14 protein-coding genes and 1 pseudogene are annotated in these 17,982 nt (G+C 63.8%); 5 read left to right on the top strand and 10 right to left on the bottom strand.

Going from position 1 to position 17,982, the window contains the following annotated elements; all coding sequences use genetic code 11:
- Window positions 1-4: 4 nt before the first annotated feature.
- Entirely contained in the window at window positions 5-1,363 is a 1,359-nt protein-coding gene (gcvPA, locus tag ABDJ38_RS15760; RefSeq protein WP_346786093.1) for an aminomethyl-transferring glycine dehydrogenase subunit GcvPA, read from the top strand.
- Window positions 1,360-2,919 carry an aminomethyl-transferring glycine dehydrogenase subunit GcvPB gene (gene gcvPB / locus ABDJ38_RS15755; RefSeq protein WP_346786092.1) on the top strand — a complete coding sequence of 520 codons (1,560 nt, stop codon included), beginning with the start codon at window positions 1,360-1,362 and terminating at the stop codon, window positions 2,917-2,919. Before gcvPA ends, gcvPB begins: the two co-directional genes overlap by 4 nt.
- 149 nt (window positions 2,920-3,068) lie before the next feature.
- Here gcvPB and rimO read toward each other — a convergent pair whose 3' ends face one another.
- On the bottom strand, window positions 3,069-4,439 hold the full coding sequence (rimO, locus tag ABDJ38_RS15750; RefSeq protein ID WP_346786091.1) for a 30S ribosomal protein S12 methylthiotransferase RimO: 1,371 nt from the start codon (window positions 4,437-4,439) through the stop codon (window positions 3,069-3,071).
- Between the two features lie 73 nt (window positions 4,440-4,512).
- Between rimO and ABDJ38_RS15745 the strand changes: the two genes are divergently transcribed.
- Window positions 4,513-4,926, top strand: coding sequence for a DUF1761 domain-containing protein (locus ABDJ38_RS15745; protein WP_346786090.1), 414 nt, complete (start codon window positions 4,513-4,515; stop codon window positions 4,924-4,926).
- 148 nt (window positions 4,927-5,074) lie between these two features.
- Here ABDJ38_RS15745 and ABDJ38_RS15740 read toward each other — a convergent pair whose 3' ends face one another.
- The 4 genes and pseudogenes from ABDJ38_RS15740 to ABDJ38_RS17010 all read right to left on the bottom strand — a co-directional run.
- Window positions 5,075-6,139: a potassium channel family protein gene (locus ABDJ38_RS15740; RefSeq protein WP_346786089.1), complete on the bottom strand. Its 1,065-nt coding sequence runs from the start codon at window positions 6,137-6,139 to the stop codon at window positions 5,075-5,077.
- 21 nt (window positions 6,140-6,160) lie between these two features.
- Window positions 6,161-6,913 (bottom strand): 5'/3'-nucleotidase SurE, encoded by a 753-nt coding sequence (gene surE, locus ABDJ38_RS15735; protein WP_346786088.1) that lies wholly within the window; start codon window positions 6,911-6,913, stop codon window positions 6,161-6,163.
- A 10-nt stretch (window positions 6,914-6,923) separates the two neighbouring features.
- Window positions 6,924-8,207, bottom strand: coding sequence for a serine--tRNA ligase (serS, locus tag ABDJ38_RS15730; protein WP_346786087.1), 1,284 nt, complete (start codon window positions 8,205-8,207; stop codon window positions 6,924-6,926).
- A gap of 213 nt (window positions 8,208-8,420) precedes the next feature.
- Window positions 8,421-8,537: pseudogene (locus tag ABDJ38_RS17010) on the bottom strand (helix-turn-helix transcriptional regulator); the annotation flags it as partial.
- A gap of 521 nt (window positions 8,538-9,058) precedes the next feature.
- On the opposite strand from ABDJ38_RS17010, the gene ABDJ38_RS15725 reads away from it, so the two are divergent.
- Complete coding sequence (locus ABDJ38_RS15725; RefSeq protein ID WP_346786086.1) at window positions 9,059-9,997, top strand: LysR family transcriptional regulator; 939 nt, start codon at window positions 9,059-9,061, stop codon at window positions 9,995-9,997.
- A gap of 191 nt (window positions 9,998-10,188) precedes the next feature.
- Window positions 10,189-11,358: a MalY/PatB family protein gene (locus tag ABDJ38_RS15720; RefSeq protein WP_346786085.1), complete on the top strand. Its 1,170-nt coding sequence runs from the start codon at window positions 10,189-10,191 to the stop codon at window positions 11,356-11,358.
- Between the two features lie 25 nt (window positions 11,359-11,383).
- Here ABDJ38_RS15720 and ABDJ38_RS15715 read toward each other — a convergent pair whose 3' ends face one another.
- The 5 genes from ABDJ38_RS15715 to ABDJ38_RS15695 form a co-directional block, all read right to left on the bottom strand.
- Window positions 11,384-12,157 (bottom strand): glutathione S-transferase family protein, encoded by a 774-nt coding sequence (locus ABDJ38_RS15715; RefSeq protein WP_346786084.1) that lies wholly within the window; start codon window positions 12,155-12,157, stop codon window positions 11,384-11,386.
- Between the two features lie 53 nt (window positions 12,158-12,210).
- Window positions 12,211-13,053 carry a 3-mercaptopyruvate sulfurtransferase gene (gene sseA, locus ABDJ38_RS15710; protein ID WP_346786083.1) on the bottom strand — a complete coding sequence of 281 codons (843 nt, stop codon included), beginning with the start codon at window positions 13,051-13,053 and terminating at the stop codon, window positions 12,211-12,213.
- 58 nt (window positions 13,054-13,111) lie between these two features.
- A complete protein-coding gene (locus ABDJ38_RS15705; protein ID WP_346786082.1) occupies window positions 13,112-14,464 on the bottom strand; it encodes a spinster family MFS transporter in 1,353 nt (450 codons plus the stop codon).
- Window positions 14,465-14,557: 93 nt separating this feature from the next.
- Window positions 14,558-17,062, bottom strand: a complete 2,505-nt coding sequence (locus ABDJ38_RS15700; RefSeq protein ID WP_346786081.1) for a TonB-dependent receptor plug domain-containing protein — start codon at window positions 17,060-17,062, stop codon at window positions 14,558-14,560.
- 710 nt (window positions 17,063-17,772) lie between these two features.
- Window positions 17,773-17,982, bottom strand: a 210-nt coding sequence (locus tag ABDJ38_RS15695; protein WP_346786080.1) for a hypothetical protein, incomplete at its 5' end; no start/stop codon positions are given.

The raw sequence follows: 17,982 nt of genomic DNA, 5'->3' as shown, positions 1-17,982 counted from the left end.
CTCCATGCGCTATCTTCCGCTTACCCCGGCTGACCGGGCCGATATGCTGTCGGCTATCGGTGCCTCCTCCATCGAGGCGCTGTTCGCCGACGTGCCCTCCGCCGCGCTGCTCGACGGGCCAATTGAGAGCCTGCCCAATCATGCCAGCGAAATGGCGGTGGAACGGCACATGGCGCGGCTCGCTGGCCAGAACACTGCTGCCGGGGAGGCTCCGTTCTTCCTCGGCGCCGGGGCCTATCGCCACCATGTGCCAGCCTCGGTCGATCACCTGATCCAGCGCGGGGAGTTTCTCACCGCCTACACGCCTTATCAGCCCGAGATCGCGCAGGGCACCTTGCAGATGCTGTTCGAGTTTCAGACGCAGGTCGCGCGTCTTTACGGCTGCGACATTGCCAATGCCTCGATGTACGACGGCTCGACCGCGGCGTGGGAGGCGGTGGCCATGGCGCGCCGTATTACCAAGCGTGGCAAGGCGCTGCTCTCGCCGGGTCTGCATCCGCACTATGCGGGCAATATCAAGACCATGGCGAAGTTCACCGGCGATGAGATCGTCCACACGGCGCCGAGCCTCAGCGCCGATGCGGGCGAGGATGCGCTGATCGCCCAGATCGACGGCGACACCTCCTGTGTGCTGGTGCAATATCCCGACATTCTTGGCCGCCTGCCCGATCTTGCCAAGATCGCCGAGGCCGCCCGCGCGCAAGGGGCGTTGCTGGTGGCCGTCGTCACCGAGCCAGTCGCGCTGGGCGCGATCCAATCGCCGGGTGAGCTGGGGGCCGACATTGTCGTCGGCGAGGGCCAGTCGATCGGTGTCGGCCTGCAGTTCGGCGGGCCGTACCTCGGCCTGTTCGCCTGCCGCTCGGAGCATGTGCGGCATATGCCCGGCAGGCTTTGCGGTGAGACCGTCGATGCGAGCGGCAAGCGCGGCTTCGTGCTGACGCTGAGCACGCGCGAGCAGCATATCCGGCGCGAGAAGGCGACCAGCAACATCTGCACCAACTCGGGGCTGTGCGCGCTGGCCTTCTCGATCCACATGACGTTGCTCGGCGGCACCGGGCTGAGCGCGCTCGCGGCGGAGAACCACCGGCTCGCCTGCCTCGCGGCGGACAAGCTGGCCGAAGTGCCGGGTGTCTCGGTGCTCAACGACAGCTTCTTCAACGAGTTCTGCCTCGTGCTGCCGATCAGTGCGCGCGCGGCGGTGCGCGAGCTGGCGGCCGATGGCATGCTGGCGGGGGTCTCGCTCGGGCGGCTCTATCCGGGTGAGGAGGGGCTCGCCAACGGGCTGCTCGTCGCCGTTACCGAAACCACCAGCGAGGACGATATCGACGCCCTTGTCGCTGCGATCACGGAGAAATTGGCATGAACGCGAACCCCTCCGGCTGGCGTCCGTCCACCCCTGAAGCTGTTACGCTGGATGGCGAGGGCGCGCCCACCAGCACCGGCAACCGGGCGCTGATGCTTGAAGAAGGGCTGATCTTCGAGATCGGCTCGTTGAACAATTGCGGCGTCGACCTGCCAGTCCCCTCGGCAGAGACGTCCACCCGGCTGGGCGGGATGGCACGCACAACCCCACCCGCCCTGCCGGGCTTAAGCGAACCCGAAACGGTGCGGCACTACACGCGCCTCTCGCGCCAGAACTATGCCATCGACCTTGGCCTGTTCCCGCTCGGCAGCTGCACGATGAAGCACAACCCGCGCCTTAACGAGAAGGTGGCGCGGATGCCCGGCTTTGCCGATCTGCACCCGCTCCAGCCAATGAACACCGTGCAGGGCGCGCTCGGCGTGATTGACGAACTGGCGCACTGGCTGGTTACGCTCACGGCCATGCACGCGGTGGCGATGAGCCCCAAGGCCGGTGCCCATGGCGAGCTGTGCGGCGTGCTGTGCATCCGTGCCGCGCTCGAGGCGAGGGGCGATCCGCGCGAGGTAATGCTGGTGCCGAGTTCGGCGCACGGCACCAACCCCGCCACCGCCGCCTTCGCCGGATACAAGGTCGAGGCGATCCCGGCGGGAGACGACGGGCGCATCGACTTCGCAGCGCTCAAGGCGCGGCTCGGGCCGGACGTGGCGGGGCTGATGATCACCAACCCCAACACCTGTGGCCTGTTCGAGCGCGACATGATCGCGATCTGTGAGGCGGTCCATGCGGCGGGCGGCTATGTCTATTGCGACGGGGCCAACTTCAACGCCATCGTCGGGCGGGTGCGGCCGGGCGATCTTGGCATCGACGCCATGCATATCAACCTGCACAAGACCTTCTCCACCCCACACGGCGGCGGTGGGCCGGGTTCGGGGCCGGTGGTGCTGTCGGAGGCGCTCGCCCCCTATGCGCCGCTGCCCTATGTTACCAAGGCGGCGGACGGCAGCTTCGAGCTGGTCGAGGAAGGCGACGCAGGCGCGGGTGAGAGCTTTGGCCGGATGGCGGCGTTCCACGGGCAGATGGGCATGTTCACCCGCGCGCTCACCTATATCCTGTCGCACGGGGCCGATGGCCTGGCGCAGGTTTCGGGCGATGCGGTGCTCAACGCCAACTACGTGCTGCGCGCGCTGGAGGACGTGCTTCAGGCGCCCTTCGCCCATGCCGGGCCGTGCATGCACGAGGCGCTGTTCTCCGACGAGGGCTTCGCCAAGGGCTTTTCGACGCTCGACGTGGCCAAGGCGCTGATCGACGAGGGCTTCCACCCGATGACGGTCTACTTCCCGCTAGTGGTCCACGGCGCGATGCTGATCGAGCCGACCGAATGCGAGAGCAAGGCTGCGCTCGACGAGTTCATCGGCGCGCTGCGCGGCATCGTCGAGCGGGCCAAGGCGGGGGACGAAAGCCTTCACCTTGCACCGCTTTATGCCCCGCGCGCGCGGCTCGACGAGACGGCGGCGGCGCGCAAGCCGAAGCTGTCGTGGGTGGACGAAGGGGAGTGATGCGCAGGAGTCTGATGACTTTACCTTGATCCAGCTTGCTCCCCCTCCCCTTGGGGAGGGGCTGGGGGTGGGGGCTCGACGCGGGCTGGCGTGCCTCCCCCCATCCCAACCCTTCCCCAAGGGGAAGGGCTTTGCGGTTTAAGGCAATGTCATTCCGCGCTGATAACCCCGAACAGGTCATGCGCGTCGGCGTCCTCGACCTCGACGCTTACGAACGCGCCCGGCTGTAAGTCAGCGGGCACATCGCGCAGGTACACCGCACCGTCGATCTCGGGTGCATCCGCCTGCGAGCGGCCCGTTGCGCCGACATCGCCGTCCTCGTCGGGCTCGCCGACCTCGTCGATGATGACGGGGATGGTCTTGCCGACCTTGGCCGCGAGCTTGGCCGCGCTGATCCGCTCGGTCACTTCCATGATCCTGGCATAGCGCTCTTCCTTCACCGCTTCGGGCACCGGATCGGGCAGCGCATTGGCCTGCGCGCCATCGACCGGCTCAAACCGGAACGCGCCGACACGGTCGAGCTGGGCCTCTTCCAGCCAGTCGAGCAGGTACTGGAAGTCCTCCTCGGTCTCGCCGGGGAAGCCGACCACGAATGAGGAGCGCACCGCGATTTCGGGGCACACTTCGCGCCAGCTCTTCAGCCGTTCGAGCACCTTGGCCTCGTTGGCGGGGCGCTTCATTGCTTTCAGCACCTTGGGCGCGGCGTGCTGGAACGGGATGTCGAGATAGGGCGTAAGCAGCCCCTCGGCCATCAGGGGGATCACCGCATCGACGTGCGGGTACGGGTAGACGTAGTGCAGCCGCGTCCACGGCGTTGAGCCATCGGGCGTGCGAAGCTGGCCGAGTTCACGGGCGAGATCGGTCATATGGGCGCGGACCGGGTGGCCCTTCCACTCGCGTTCCTCATGGCGGGTGTCGACGCCATAGGCCGAGGTGTCCTGGCTGATCACCAACAGCTCGCGCGTGCCCGCCGCGACCAGCTTTTCTGCCTCGCGCAGCACCGCGTCGATGCGGCGGCTGGCAAGCTTGCCGCGCAGTTGCGGGATGATGCAGAAGGCGCAGGAGTGGTTGCAGCCCTCCGAAATCTTGAGGTAGCTGTAGTGCCGCGGCGTGAGTTTTATATCGGGCTGCGGGATCAGGTCCACAAACGGACCCTGTGTGGGCGGGGCTGCCACGTGAACCGCTTCGACCACGTCCTCGTACTGGTGCGCCCCGGTGATCGCCAGCACTTGCGGGAAACGCGCGCGGATCGCGTCGGCCTCGTCGCCCATGCAGCCGGTCACGATCACGCGGCCGTTCTCGGCAATCGCTTCGCCAATCGCTTCGAGACTTTCCTCTTTGGCGCTGTCGAGAAAGCCGCAGGTGTTGACCAGCACCACGTCGGCCCCGGCATAGTCGGGGCTCATGGCATAGCCATCAGCGCGCAGCCGCGTGAGGATGCGCTCGGAATCGACCAGCGCCTTGGGGCAGCCGAGCGAGACCATGCCGATGCGCTTGGGATCAGGAATTTGGGTAGCCATTATCGCAGCGCCCCTACACCCGATGGCGCCGATGCGCTAGATGGACGCTGCGTGAGAGGAAAGGAGCCTTTCTATGGGCGAGATTAACCTGCTGGCGGTGTTCGCCGGAACTGCGGCGTTCTGGCTGCTTGGAGCGGTCTGGTACGGGCCGCTGTTCGGCAAGGCGTGGCGCAAGATGAACGGCATTACCGACCAGATGATGAAGGACGGCATCCCGGGCGCCAACCCGGTCTGGCTCATCATGCTGTTGAGTTTTGCTTTCGAGATGGTGGTGGTGCTGATGCTCGGTCACCTCATCGCGCGGACCAATCCAGCTCCGCATGTGATCATGATGATGGCGACGGGGCTTGCCGTCGCTGTGATGGCTCCGGCGCTGGGGATCAATTACCTGTATCAGATGCGACCCGGGAAACTCTTCGCCATCGATGCGGGCTATTTCGTGGTCGGCATGGCACTGGCCGGCGGGGCGTTTATTCTGCTCGCGTAAATCCGTGTAGCAGGCGCGAAACGCACCAACATCCGTTCGTCCTGGGTATGCCGAGGGGCAGGCAAGAGGCCTGATCTGCGGGCGGCGTTGTTCCCTTTGGAAAAGCTTCGCTTCCGAAAGGCTTGGGCTGCACTCTTTCAGGCCCGGATCAGACGTCGCTTTCCTTCGTCGTGCTGGGCAGGATTTCAACCACCACGTCGCCCGCCTGCAACGCGTCGGTTTCCGGCTCCCAGAAGCCGCAGGCGCGTCCATTACGATAAATGCGCATCCCCCGCCCGCCGGTCGCCAGGTCGGACAGCGGCTTGCCGATCTCCTCAGGATGCACCGGCCGTTCGACCAGCTGCACCCGTCCCGTAACCGAAGCAAGATCGGCGAGGTATTCGGCGATATGCGCGCCCCGCGCGCTGCCCGCAAGCAGCAGCCCGGTAAAGCGGACCGGGTTGATGACCTTGTCGGCACCCGCCTGCCGTGCGAGCAGCTCGTTGTCGTCCGCACGCACCACCACGCTGATCGGCACGTTGGGGGCAAGGTGGCGCACGGTCAGCACGATCAGGATCGAGGCATCGTCGCGCCCGGCCGAGACGAGCACCGTCTGCGCCTTGTCGATCCGCAACGCGCGCAGGTTGTCATCGCGCGTGGCATCGGCCTCGATCACGTTGCATCCCATATCCTCGGCATGGGCGAGGCGCTCGGGCGCGGTGTCCATCACCACGATGCAGGCAGGGTCGGTCCCGCGCTCGATCAGTTCCTCGACCGCTTCCTTGCCGGATACGCCGAACCCCAGCACGACGACGTGATTGGACAACTGGTCCTGAATGCGGGCCATGCGGAACTTCTCCCAAGATCGCTTGATGAGGAAATTGTAGGCGGTGCCGACGAAGATGAAGAGCACGGCAAAGCGCACCGGCGTCACGATCACCGCTTCGACCAGCCGCGCGCGGTCGGAGATGGGGGCAATGTCGCCGAACCCGGTGGTGGTGATCGAAATCATCGTGAAATAGACCACGTCCAGGAAGCTGACATGGCCATCTGTGTTGTCGATCAGGCCGTCCCGGTCCCACCAGTGGATCATAACCACCAGCATGATCAGCGCCAGCGCGATCGAAAGCCGGATGCCGAGATCGCCCCACACCGGGATCTGCACTGCGCGGCGCAGGGGGGAAAAGCGGCGCCTTGGCCCGACGGAGCGTTTGGGAGGATGGTCTTCAAACATGCCTGATCCTCCCCTTCCGGATTAGCCGAATTGCTCCGCCAGCCGACCGATGGCGGCATGGTCGGTGAGGTCGAGCTGCAGCGGCGTCACCGCCACGAAGTTCTCGGACACGGCTTCCAGATCGGTGCCGTGGTCGAGGGTATGCTCCATCTCTTCGAGCCCGAACCAGTAGTAGCTGCGCCCGCGCGGATCGGTTCCCTCGACGAGGCTTCCCCGCGCATAGTCATGAAAGCCCTGCCGCACCACGCGGATACCGCGCACCCCATCGGGCGCACAGGCGGGGAAGTTCACGTTGATAAGCGTGCGCTTGGCCATGGTGGCGTTCAACAGCGGCTCAAGCACCTTGGCGCCCCATTCCTCGGCCACGGCGAAGCTGCGGCCCATTTCGCGAAAGGCCTGGCTGAGAGCGATCGCCGGAATGCCCGCCAACGCCGCCTCCATCGCGGCGGAGACGGTGCCCGAATAGGTGATGTCATCGGCGAGGTTTTCGCCCGAGTTGATGCCGGAAAGCACCAGGTCGGGCTTTTTGTCGGCAAACAGCTTGCGCAGGGCAAGGTTCACCGAATCGCTGGGCGTACCTGTGACGGAGTAGCGCTTGTCACCGTGTTCGCGCAGCCGCACGGGGCTGTGAAGGGTGAGCGAATGGCCCGCGCCCGACTGTTCCTCCGCCGGAGCGCAGACCCACACGTCATCGCTCAGCGTGCGGGCGATCTCTTCGAGCAGCTCCAGGCCGGGGGCGTGGATGCCGTCGTCGTTGGTGAGTAGGATGCGCATGGGTCTGGCCTTAGCCCAGCGGCTTCAGGACTTCGACCCCGCCCATGTAGGGGGCAAGGGCAGCGGGCACGGCAATGGTGCCATCCTCCTGCTGATAGTTCTCCATCACCGCCACCAGCGTGCGGCCCACGGCAAGGCCCGAGCCGTTGAGCGTGTGGCAGAAGGCAGTCTTCTTGCCGCCCGCCTCGGGGCGATAGCGCGCGTTCATGCGGCGCGCCTGAAACTCGCCGCACCAGCTGACCGAGCTGATCTCGCGATAGGCGTCCTGCCCGGGCAGCCACACTTCGAGGTCGAAGGTTTTCTTCGCGCCAAAGCCCATGTCGCCGGTGCACAGCAGCATCTTGCGATAGGGCAGGTCGAGCGCCTCAAGCACGGCCTCGGCGCTGGCGACCATATGCGCGTGTTCGACTGCCGCATCTTCCTCGCGGCAGATCGCAACCAGCTCGACCTTTTCGAACTGGTGCTGGCGGATGAAGCCGCGCGTGTCCTTGCCAGCAGCGCCAGCCTCGGACCGGAAGCACGGGGTGAGCGCGGTAAGACGCAGCGGTTGGGTCAGGTCGTCGATGATCTGCTCGCGCACCGAATTGGTGAGCGAGACCTCGGCGGTGGGGATGAGCCACAAGTCATCACCGGTGCGGAACAGGTCTTCCGCGAACTTCGGCAGCTGGCCGGTGCCATAGAGCGCATGGTCGCGCACCAGCACGGGCGGATTGCACTCGGTATAGCCGCGCTCTCCGCTCTGGAAATCGAGCATGAACTGCGCCAGCGCCCGGTGCAGCCGCGCCATCGGACCGCGCAGGAAGGTGAAGCGCGCGCCGCTCATGGCCGAGGCGGTGTCGAACTCCATGCCCAGCGCTGGGCCGAGGTCGGCGTGTTCGACCGGGGCGAAGGCAAATTCACGCGGAGTGCCCCAGCGGCTGACCTCGACATTGCCATCTTCGTCGGCGCCTTCGGGAACATCATCGGCGGGCAGGTTGGGCAGGCTCGCCAGTGCCGCCTCCAGCTCCGCGCCGAGCTGCCGGTCGCGCTCTTCCAGCTCGGGCATGGTCTGCTTGAGTTCGGCGACCTCCGCCTTGAGCGCCTCAGCCTTGTCCTTGTCGCCCTGACCCATGGCCTGGCCGATGGCCTTCGAGGCTTCGTTGCGGCGGCTCTGGGCCTGTTGCAATCGGGTCGAATTGTCGCGCCGTTCCGCATCGAGGCTGAGCAGCCGTTCCGCAGCGGGTTCGGCCCCGCGACGGGCGAGGGCGGTATCGAAAGCTTCGGGATTTTCGCGGATGAATCTGAGGTCGTGCATGGGCTTGGCCTATGCCCCGATGGGGCGCGCCTTGTCCAGCAGAGCTTGGGCCAAATCCGGTGGGTTGGAAATGGTGGGCGCGGCAAGGATGGAATGAAGTTTGATTATTGCTCATTTTGCGACGGTTTCCGTCCTCATGACGAGATTGGATGCCCCCCGTAGGTGCCCCCAGATTGCACGAAATATTGTTTGGATCGATTTGCTGGGCCGGTCTCAATCAGACCAATTTTCCAGGCCACTATCTCGCTTGTTGCCCATGGTATCGCGCGCGCCGATCTTGCGTGGGCGGGGGAAAGTACCCTCTCCCATCATGCGATGGATGGTCGAGCAGCTGAGGCCAGTTTCAAGTTAGACCTCTTAGCGGCGCATCAGGCGACCTGGGGATGAACTCGTCACGGCCGTTACTCCCCTTCAGAGGCGTCGCCTCGCCCAATGTCCTGCTTAGAAACGAAGGCTCCGACTGCGAAGGCGATCATCAATGACACTTTCCGAATGTCTTTTCGGCCCAACGTCTTTTCGGAATCGCTGGCGGCGACGGCGTTGTGCGAGGGGATTGTGGCGCACAATCATCGAGGGCCTTCTCGTTTGCGGGTCGCGGCCAGTTTCAATTCGTGCGAGCGGACGCACCGCAGAATCGAGCAGCCCGCTCGAATAACCTGACCAGTCGGCATAGAACGCGTCGGTCAGGTTGCGTCCTCGCAGGGTAAACTTCCCGAAATCCGCGTTCCACGAAATCGCAGTTCAATCTTGAAAACAAGCGCGGTATCTTCATGGATACCGCAATCGAACTTGCCAGATAATGCGAGAGAGACTGATCCGCGCCAGCATGTGGCGTAAATGTTGGAGATGAGATGAAGGAGCCACTTCGCCAACTGGATCTGAACTTGCTTGTAGTGCTCGATGCAATGCTACGTTGTGCCAATGTGTCTCGGGCGGCAGACGAGCTGCAGATGTCACAGAGCTCCGTCAGCCATGCGCTGAAACGGCTGCGGATCCTGTTCGATGACGAGTTGTTTATTCGCTCACGGGAGGGGATGGCTCCGACGCCCAGAGCCTCGCAACTTTCGGGCTATGTAGCCGAGATCGTGCGCCTGGCACGTATCACCATGCTGTCAGAGCAAACCTTCGAACCAAGCGTTTCCGACCGCACGCTGATCATAGCGCTGGGCGATGCGGGAGACATGGTCATGCTGCCCGATCTGACGCACCATATCCATGAGGCCGGGTCGGGCCTGCGCATCTCCTCAATCTCCTGTTCCGCCGAAGAGGCGGTCCCCTTGCTCGCTGAGGGCAAGCTCGATGTCTATGTCGGCAACATGCAGGGTTCGAGTTCGGATATCCTGTGTCAGCGCCTCTACGAAGATCGTTTGGTGATTATCGCAGCGGCCAGGCACAAGGCGCGCAAGACGATGGACTTCGCGCAGTATCAGCAAAGCGAGCACATCGCGGTGCAGATGCGCACGAAGCCCAGCCCCAGGAACCCGGTGACCAACCTGTTCGAAGGCCAGGGCGTGATCCGCAAGGCCACCATCGAGACGCCGCATCTCGCCGCGGTGCCGCTGATCCTCGAACGCAACGAGCACCTGATCTCCACCGTCCCGATCTCGCTCGCGGAATATTACCGCAAGACGGCCAAGGTGAAGATAATCGAGCCCGAGTTCTACCTGCCGAACATCGAGATCAGCCAGTACTGGCACCGGCGCTACAACAACGATGCCTTTGTCACTTGGGCCCGGCATGCGATCCGCGATCTGTTCCAGAACCGCCCGGTCAAATTCGGGCTGGGCTGATCTGCTTACAGATCTGATCCATGTGACAGATTTCGATAGGTACTATCAAGCTGGCTCATGCCGCAAATCTGGCAATCACCTCGCCCGCAACCTATCCCCGCCCTATCATTCCATGACGTCATGGCCGTAGCGCCGATGCGCCTGCCGCGAGGCAGAGGTTAGCCGACAGCAAGGGCAGGGGACGCAATACATTGACCGATTTCACAACCACCATCGACGCGATCTCGCTTGCGGACCTCCACCAGACTGGGGCGACCAAGTGGTCGGGCGATGATGAGACCATCGGCGCGTTCGTCGCTGAAATGGACTTTGACACGGCGCCCGAAATCAAGGCGGCGCTTCATGCGGCGGTCGACGAAGGCGCCTTCGGCTACCTTCCCGGCAAGCTACGCGATCAGCTTCAGGACGCCACCGCCGAGTTCTATGCGCGCCGTTTCGGCTGGTTGTTCAAGGGCTCGGACGTCCACCACGTCCCCGACGTGATCAAGGCGCTGCAACTGGCCATCGAGCATCACAGCGCGCCCGATACGCCGGTAATCGTTCCCACCCCTGCTTATATGCCGTTCCTCCTGATCCCGCCGATGCAGGGCCGCGAAGTGATCCAGGTGCCGATGACCGAGCGCGACGGGCAAGCCGCCTTCGACCTCGACGCGCTCCAGCACGCTTTCGACAAGGGCGGCAATCTGCTGATCATGTGCAACCCCTACAATCCGCTCGGCCGGGTGTTCTCGCGCGAGGAACTGGTCGCGGTCAGCGAGCTTGTCGCGCGCAACAACGGCCGCGTGTTCGCCGACGAGATCTGGGCCCCGCTGGTCTATGCCGATCACGCGCAAGTGCCCTATGCCTCAGTGAACGAGGCCGCCGCCAGCCACACGATCACCGCCGTCTCAGCCTCCAAGGCTTGGAACCTACCCGGACTGAAGTGCGCGCAGGTCATCACCAGCAACGACGCCGACCGCGAAATCTGGAGCCGCATCGGTTTCTTCGCAGGACACGGCACCTCGAACCTTGGCGCGGCCGCCAACATCGCTGCCTATCGCGATGGCGAGCGATGGCTGGCTGAGGTGCTGGCATATCTCGACCGCAACCGGACCGCGATCAGCAAGCTGGTCGAGCAGCATCTGCCCGGTGCCCGCTACAGCCAGCCCGAGGGCACCTACGTAGCCTGGCTCGACATGCGCGAGCTTGACGGGATCGATAACCCAGCCGAGTTCTTCAAGGAACACGCGCAGGTCCACCTGACCGATGGAGCCTCGTGCGGCGAAGGGTTCGAAGGCTTTGCAAGGTTCATTTTCGCCACCCCGCTGCCGATCCTGAGCGAAGCCTTCGAACGCATGGGCAAGGCGCTGCGCAAACGTTGACGCGCCCGCCTTGCCTCGCAACCTGTCAGCCGCCAACGAATAGCGGCGGATCGCCTTCGCGCCGATCGAGCCCGAACAACGGCTTTAGCCCCGGATGGCGGCCCAGCCCGCCGAACAGGTCGAAGCCGCGCTCGATCCAGTCGCGCAGCGGATCGTTGTCGGCCAGCGGCGGGGTGCCGACCAGCGAAGCCGCCCACAGGAAGATCGACAGCGGCGCATAGTCGGCAAAGTCCGGCGCATCGCCGCCCAACCAGCGCTGCCCGCTGAGCACTTCGCGCAGCGGCTCCAGCGCCATGGAAACGCCCGGCAAGCGATCCTCGCGCCCGGCCTGCACCTCTTCCATCGTCTTGCCGCCAAGCTGCACCTGCTCGCGCGACTGGCGGACATAGGCGCGGTCTTCGGGCAGGCAGGCGTCGTGATAGTCGAGGATGTAGCAATCGAACCACGGGCGCACGATCGCCAGCCACATCCAGGTATCGCAGAACTTCACGCTGTTGTGGTGGACCTGCCCCTGGAACAGCGCAGGCAGCTCCGGATAGGTCTTGTCGAGATAGTCGGCGATGACGAAGTCTCCTCCTCGCAGGCTTTCGAATACCCAGGTCTCGCCATCGCGGATGCAGGGGTTGTGATCGGTCCGCCCGCCGCTACGCTCCTTGATGGTGGTGAAGCCGCCGGTAATGACCTTGTGATCGAGACCCTTGTGGGCGAGCGCATACTTCTGCTGCCAGGTAAAAGGGCTCATCGAGGTGCCCGAATTGACGGTGGTGTCGATGATCTCGATCGGTTCGCGCTGAGACATGATAGGGGTCCGTTTGCTGTCGTGAGGAAAGGGGATCGGCAGGCGCGCCCGCGTCAGTTGCTGCCGAGCGCCTTGGGCAGCGCCGGGTCGGCGCCCCATTCGGTCCAGCTACCGTCGTAAAGCGCGACTTTGTCGTTACCCAACCTGCGCAAGGCCAGCGCGAGCGCACAGGCAACCACGCCGCCGCCGCAACTGACCACGGCGGGACGCGCTGTATCGACGCCGTGCTCGGCAAACAGCGCGCGCAGCTGGTCGTCCGACTTCATCAGCCCTTCTTCCGTGAACAGATCCCAGAACGGGACATTGATCGAGCCGGGAACATGGCCGGGCGCGATGCCGGGGGTCGGATCATCGTCCTCGCCGGTGAAGTGCTGCGAGCCCCGGCCATCGACGTGCAGCCGTTCGCGCGTGTCGATATTGGCGAGCACATCGCCCTTGGCGTAAAGACGCGTGGGATCGAAGCTCGCAACAAAGCTGCTTTCAGGCCGCGAGACCTCGCCGCTTTCCAGCGGACGGTCTTCCGCCTTCCAGCGCGCCAATCCGCCATCGAGCACATAGACCTGCTCCAGCCCGAACAGGCGAAACATGAACCATGCGCGCATCGCCGTCTTCACCACGCTGTCGTCATAGATGACGATACGCTTGGAATTATCGATGCCGAGCTGGCGCATCCGCTGCTCGAACTGGGCGACCGTGGGCAAGGTATTGTCGGTCTCGGCTTCGGGGTCGACCAGCGTCAGCAGATCGAGGAAGACCGCGCCGGGGATGTGCCCCGCAGCATACTCGGCCGCAGAGTCGCGCTCGGGCTCGAAATGGTGGCGGGTGGCATCGACGATGCAGATATCCGGCGCATCCAGCTGGTCTGCAAGCCAGTCAGTCGAGACAAGATCGGTCATAGCGAAACTCTCCCTAGGTCTGTCCGGTGGCAGCTGACCTGCATCCGGATCGGTTAATCTAATGTCGCCAGTTGCGGGCGGTCTCGGCATCAGCCTCCAGATAGCGGCCCGCCAGTAACATGAACGGCCCGGCCACCACCGCCACTGCGGCGGTGATACTCATCGAGTAGCGGATGGCTTCATCGCCCCAGATCGCGGCGAACCCGTCGTTCATCAGGCCTACCGCGAGCGGCCCCATGATGTCGCCGAGCAGCGAGTTGGCCAGAAGATAGAAGGCCATGCCGAAGGTGCGGATCTCGGGGGGCATGACCTGCACCAGCAGCAGCGAGATCAGCGGCACGGCCATGGTCACGGCAAAGCTGTCGATCCCCGCGCCGATGGCGATGATCCACAGGTCGGAGGAATAGAGGAACAGGTACTGGGCAAGCCCCACCACGACGAAGCAGATCGTCGGCAACCAGAACTGCCAGCGCAGGTCGCGCCGCATCAGCCAGGCCAGCACCACGCCTCCGGTCAAGCCACCGGTCAGGCCGCAGATTCCGCGCACCGGCCCCAGCACGCTCGCACTTTCGCCGACGCTGATTTGGTGGACGCGCAGCAGGAAGGTCGTGCCCCACACCGTATAGGCGTAGAACGAGATGATCAGTAGCGAAGCCGACAGCGTGATGAAGATGAAGGTGCGCTGTTTCAGCATGAAGGCAAGCGATTCGCGGAACGAAGGTTTTTCTAACTCTTCGGCCGGTCCCTCGGCGTCCTCGCGCTTGTCGAACTGGCCGCGAAGCGGTTCCTTCACCGTCGTCAGCAGCAGCAGGCCGAGAACCATGCCGATGCCGCCAGCCAGCCAGTAAACGGTGCGCCAGCCATGGATCTCGGCAATCCAGCCCGCCGCCGGGGTCAGCACCAGGCTGGAGAGCGAGGTGCCCGAGACCATGATCGAAAAGGCGATTGGCCGCTTCATCGGATTGAACAGGTCGGACAGCATCGATGTGCTCGATGGTGTGCCTGCGGCTTCCCCCGCGCCGGTGAGGAAGCGGGTGGCAGCCAGATGCCAGAAGTTCTGCGCAAAGCCGGTGAGAACCGTCATCAGGCTCCAGAAAGAGAAGCCCAGCCCAATAATGATCTTGCGGCTCTTGCGGTCGGCAATTCGGGCGATGGGAATGCCCATGAACGAGTAGACCAGCACGAAGATCAGGCCAGTCAACAGCCCGAGCTGCGTATCGGTGATCCCGAGATCCTTCTGGATAAACGGAAACAGCAGCGAAATCAGCAGCCGATCGAAATAGTTGAACGCATAGACCAGCGTAAGCATGCCCAGCGCATAGATCGACCCCAATGTCCAGCCTCCGGGCGCACGGCTGCCTGTGCTTGCGAATGCCCCGTTCGCTTCCTGCGCGCTAGGCTCAACCGGCATCGTCCATCCCGTCAATCTGTTGCTGAATAACTGAGGCGCAGCCCCGGTGCGTCACTCGCGAGTGACACACCGGTTGCCGATTTGCCAACGGGGTCAGAAGTTTACCCGCAGCTTGGCATAATAGTAGCCGCCATTGATGCCGAACGGCGAGGCCAGCATCGGCATGTTGTAGACATAGGTGCCGTCTGCCGGGCGCAGCACGCCGCCGTCGTTGATGGTGGGGGCCGTATCCGGGCGCTTGTCGAACAGGTTGTTCGCACCGATCCCGAAGGTCATGCCGTCGGCGAATTCGTATTCGATGTCGATGTCGGTAACGGCGGTGGTGCCCATCGTCTGGCGGGTGCCGCCAACGCCCGTGCCGTTAAGGCTGAGGATGCGCGACACCTTGCCGTAGATGCTCTCGCGCAAGGTCATGCTGAACGCGCCCCGGCGGTAGGTCAGCGAGGGCAGCAGGCGCCATTTCGGCGTCGCATCCTCAAGGATCGTCATCGCCGAGGGGCCCAGCAGCGCAACCTGCCCGAAGGCCTCCGACGTCACCGCCGCCGGCAGGTCGGCCTGACGCAGCACCTCGGTATCGTTGACGTTGAAGCCGATATAGGCGTTGATGCGCGACTGGTCGTCGAGGTCGAAATCGTAGCTCACCGTGGCGTCGATGCCGCGGGTGCGGGTGTCGGCGGCATTGGTGAAGATCTGCATCGCGACATAGCCCTGCGTGCCGTCGAGCGTGTTGCCACGGTCGGCAATCGCATCGAGCACACCCTGCGAGACGACGTTCGGCCCCAGCTTGCCGAGCAGGAAGCCCGAGGACAGGATGCGGTCATCGATATCGGTCTGATAGGCGTCGATGGTCATCTGCAGGCCAGGGGCCGGGTTCAGCACCAGACCGAGGCTCAGGTTGACCGATTCCTCGGGGCTCAATGCACTGAAGCCAGCGGTGGCCGCCCCTGCCGAGTTGGCCGGAACCAGCACGATAGCATAGGTCGGCGTCAGCGTGGTCGAGGAATAGAACTCCTGCTGCAAGGTCGGCGCGCGGAAACCGGTGCTGACCGTGCCGCGCACGGCGATGGCGTCCGACAGGTCATAGCGCGCGGTCAGCTTGCCGATCGTGGTGTCGCCGAAGTCGGTGTAGTGCTCGAAGCGGCCGGCCAGATCGACCTGGAAGCCTTCGAACAGATCGACCGAAAGGTCGACATAGCCGGCAACATTCGAACGCGAGTGATCGCCGGCGTCGGTCTTCTGGAAACCGGGATAGCCCTGACCGCCTTCCTTGTAGGTCGAATTGGCATCGCCCTGCTTGATCTTGAAAGTCTCGCGGCGATGCTCGGCACCGAAGGCCACGTTCAGCGGGGTGGCCAGGCCAACCTCGAATTCACGGCTGATGTCGAGGTTGTTGGTCCACTGGGTGGAGACAAAGCCGCCGTTGTAGAACTCGGTCGGCGTCGTCTCGGTATCGGCATAGAGCGAAGCGTTGGCGCTATGATCGAGCCAAAGGGTCTGGGTATCGTAGCCATAGGTCGAGGACAGATCCCAGCGCCAGCCCGAAGCTTCGCCGCGCAGGCCGAGAGTGAAGGCGAAGTCATCCTCGCGGAACACCTGCCGCGGGCTGAAGCCGGTGGGATAGAGCGCCACGGTTTCCCCGCCGACATCGGTGGTCACGGCACTGGGCAGGCGGTAGTTCTGGAACGCCCCGGCATAGCGGTGGCTGTAGGTGCCGAAGCTGTACAGCTCGGTGTCACCACCCAGGTCGTAGCCCGCGTTGTAGGCGAAGTTGTAGAGCCGGTACATGGCATCGCCCTGGGCAATGTTCACATAAGGGTAGTTCTCGTTGGTGGCGACGCCGATGGCATCGAGATCGCTCAGATCGTCACGCACGCTGCCATCGGGGTTCTGCGCGCGGTAGTCGATCCCGCCGACCTGGCTGCGCTCGTGGATGCGCGCTTCGCCGGTCAGGTTGAGATAACCGTCGTTGCCGAGCGGCAGCCCGAGGTTGACCTGCGCATTGCCGGTCTCGCCATCGCCTTTGAAATACTGGCCGCCGGTGAGGCTAACGCTGCGGCTGGTGGCCGAATCCTTGAGGATGATGTTGATCACGCCGGCGATGGCATCGGTGCCATACTGCGCCGCCGCGCCGTCCTGTAGCACCTCGACGCGGGCGATCGCATCGACCGGGATCAGGTTGAGGTCAGCCGCCGCCGCGCCCTGATAGGCGCCCGAGCCAGGCGAAACCTGAAAGTTCGCGCTGGGGTGGCGGCGCTTGCCGTTGATCAGGACCAGCGTGTGGTTCGGGTTGAGGCCCCGCAAGGCGGCCGACAGGGTGAAGTTGCCGCTGTCCCCGCCGAGCGACTGCGCGGTGATCGACGGCAGGTTCTGTTGCAGACCCTGCGTGAGGTCGGGCTGGCCGACCCGCTCGAAGGCATCAGCACCGACGATCTGGATCGGCGCGGCGCTGTCCGATGCGGCGACGCCCTGCGCACGTGTACCAGTTACGATGATGGTCGAAGACGAATTGTCTGAATCGTCAGCTTGCGCCGCCGCCTGCGTTGACAAAGAGGCCGCCACACATGCGACCACGCTGGTACTCCAGAAAAGATGCCTCATTACCCCGTTCCTCCAGTTTTTGTTGTATCCGCCTGTTTCGGCCTAAGTTCGCTTTCCGCTACTAGAGTCTGACGACAGTCGGTTCTGATCGAGAACCTTGGCTATCGGACATTGCCGAGGGCGCTCGCAAGGCGATCATATGGATAGTGATTATCGATGAGGGACATGTTTGTAAGGCGAAGCACGAGCGTTGTCGCAGCGGGTCAACAGCGGGTAGCCTGACAGCAAAGCAGGGCTTGAGGCCTACTCACATGCTTAAAAAGCCATAGCCGCGAGCATCTACGAACGCGCCGGGACACACGGCGGCCGCCCTTTTGGTCGCAAGGTCAAAGGCGAACTCCCGCCATTCCCTACAGGCTCTGCGATGAACCTCACTGCTTGAATACCACAGAGGCGCAACCGAACGGCTTGACCTCATTTCTAGCTCGAGAGAGGGCTAGGGGGGGGCTGCCGTGCCGCCCAGCTTTCCCCGAGCTTGGATTAAAGCTGGGTGGTTGTCTTGCGCATGAGCGCGGTGGAAGCAGGCCATCGCTTATCCAGTTCGGCGGTGAACCGAATGCGGTAGCGCGCGCGATCGCTACTCGGCGGTGCGTGGTTCCTGGCAAAGCCCTCATGTCTGCTGTTTCGTCCGATTCGGGAGTCGTTACGATTCGGGGGGCGAGGGATAATTTGTCGGCTACGTGCCGGTCGGGCTGGTATGCACACCGGCTTTAAACGGTCACATTCACCTGATAATCCGAGAGTTTCATAAAAGCGAATATTTCGGTGTTGACCGAATCCCGCCTCCCGGCTAGATGGGCTCCACCGACGCGGCGCTGGCGGTTTTCACCGGCGCTTTGCGGAGGTCGCCATTTTTGACGGATAGCCGGCTCCCCCGGTGAAAATCGGGGAACCGATCGCTGTCCGCTTTTGAATTTGGT

The sequence above is a fragment of the Aurantiacibacter flavus genome (genome assembly GCF_039710615.1).
Classification (GTDB): Bacteria; Pseudomonadota; Alphaproteobacteria; order Sphingomonadales; family Sphingomonadaceae; genus Alteraurantiacibacter; species Alteraurantiacibacter flavus.
This window is presented reverse-complemented; position numbering and strand designations above follow the sequence as displayed.

Excerpts from the sequence above, each read along its gene's own strand:
- gcvPA (WP_346786093.1), top strand. The coding sequence starts at position 5 with ATGCGCTATCTTCCGCTTACCCCGGCTGACCGGGCCGATATGCTGTCG.
- gcvPB (WP_346786092.1), top strand. The coding sequence starts at position 1,360 with ATGAACGCGAACCCCTCCGGCTGGCGTCCGTCCACCCCTGAAGCTGTT.
- rimO (WP_346786091.1), bottom strand. The coding sequence starts at position 4,439 with ATGGCTACCCAAATTCCTGATCCCAAGCGCATCGGCATGGTCTCGCTC.
- ABDJ38_RS15745 (WP_346786090.1), top strand. The coding sequence starts at position 4,513 with ATGGGCGAGATTAACCTGCTGGCGGTGTTCGCCGGAACTGCGGCGTTC.
- ABDJ38_RS15740 (WP_346786089.1), bottom strand. The coding sequence starts at position 6,139 with ATGTTTGAAGACCATCCTCCCAAACGCTCCGTCGGGCCAAGGCGCCGC.
- surE (WP_346786088.1), bottom strand. The coding sequence starts at position 6,913 with ATGCGCATCCTACTCACCAACGACGACGGCATCCACGCCCCCGGCCTG.
- serS (WP_346786087.1), bottom strand. The coding sequence starts at position 8,207 with ATGCACGACCTCAGATTCATCCGCGAAAATCCCGAAGCTTTCGATACC.
- ABDJ38_RS15725 (WP_346786086.1), top strand. The coding sequence starts at position 9,059 with ATGAAGGAGCCACTTCGCCAACTGGATCTGAACTTGCTTGTAGTGCTC.
- ABDJ38_RS15715 (WP_346786084.1), bottom strand. The coding sequence starts at position 12,157 with ATGTCTCAGCGCGAACCGATCGAGATCATCGACACCACCGTCAATTCG.
- sseA (WP_346786083.1), bottom strand. The coding sequence starts at position 13,053 with ATGACCGATCTTGTCTCGACTGACTGGCTTGCAGACCAGCTGGATGCG.
- ABDJ38_RS15705 (WP_346786082.1), bottom strand. The coding sequence starts at position 14,464 with ATGCCGGTTGAGCCTAGCGCGCAGGAAGCGAACGGGGCATTCGCAAGC.
- ABDJ38_RS15700 (WP_346786081.1), bottom strand. The coding sequence starts at position 17,062 with ATGAGGCATCTTTTCTGGAGTACCAGCGTGGTCGCATGTGTGGCGGCC.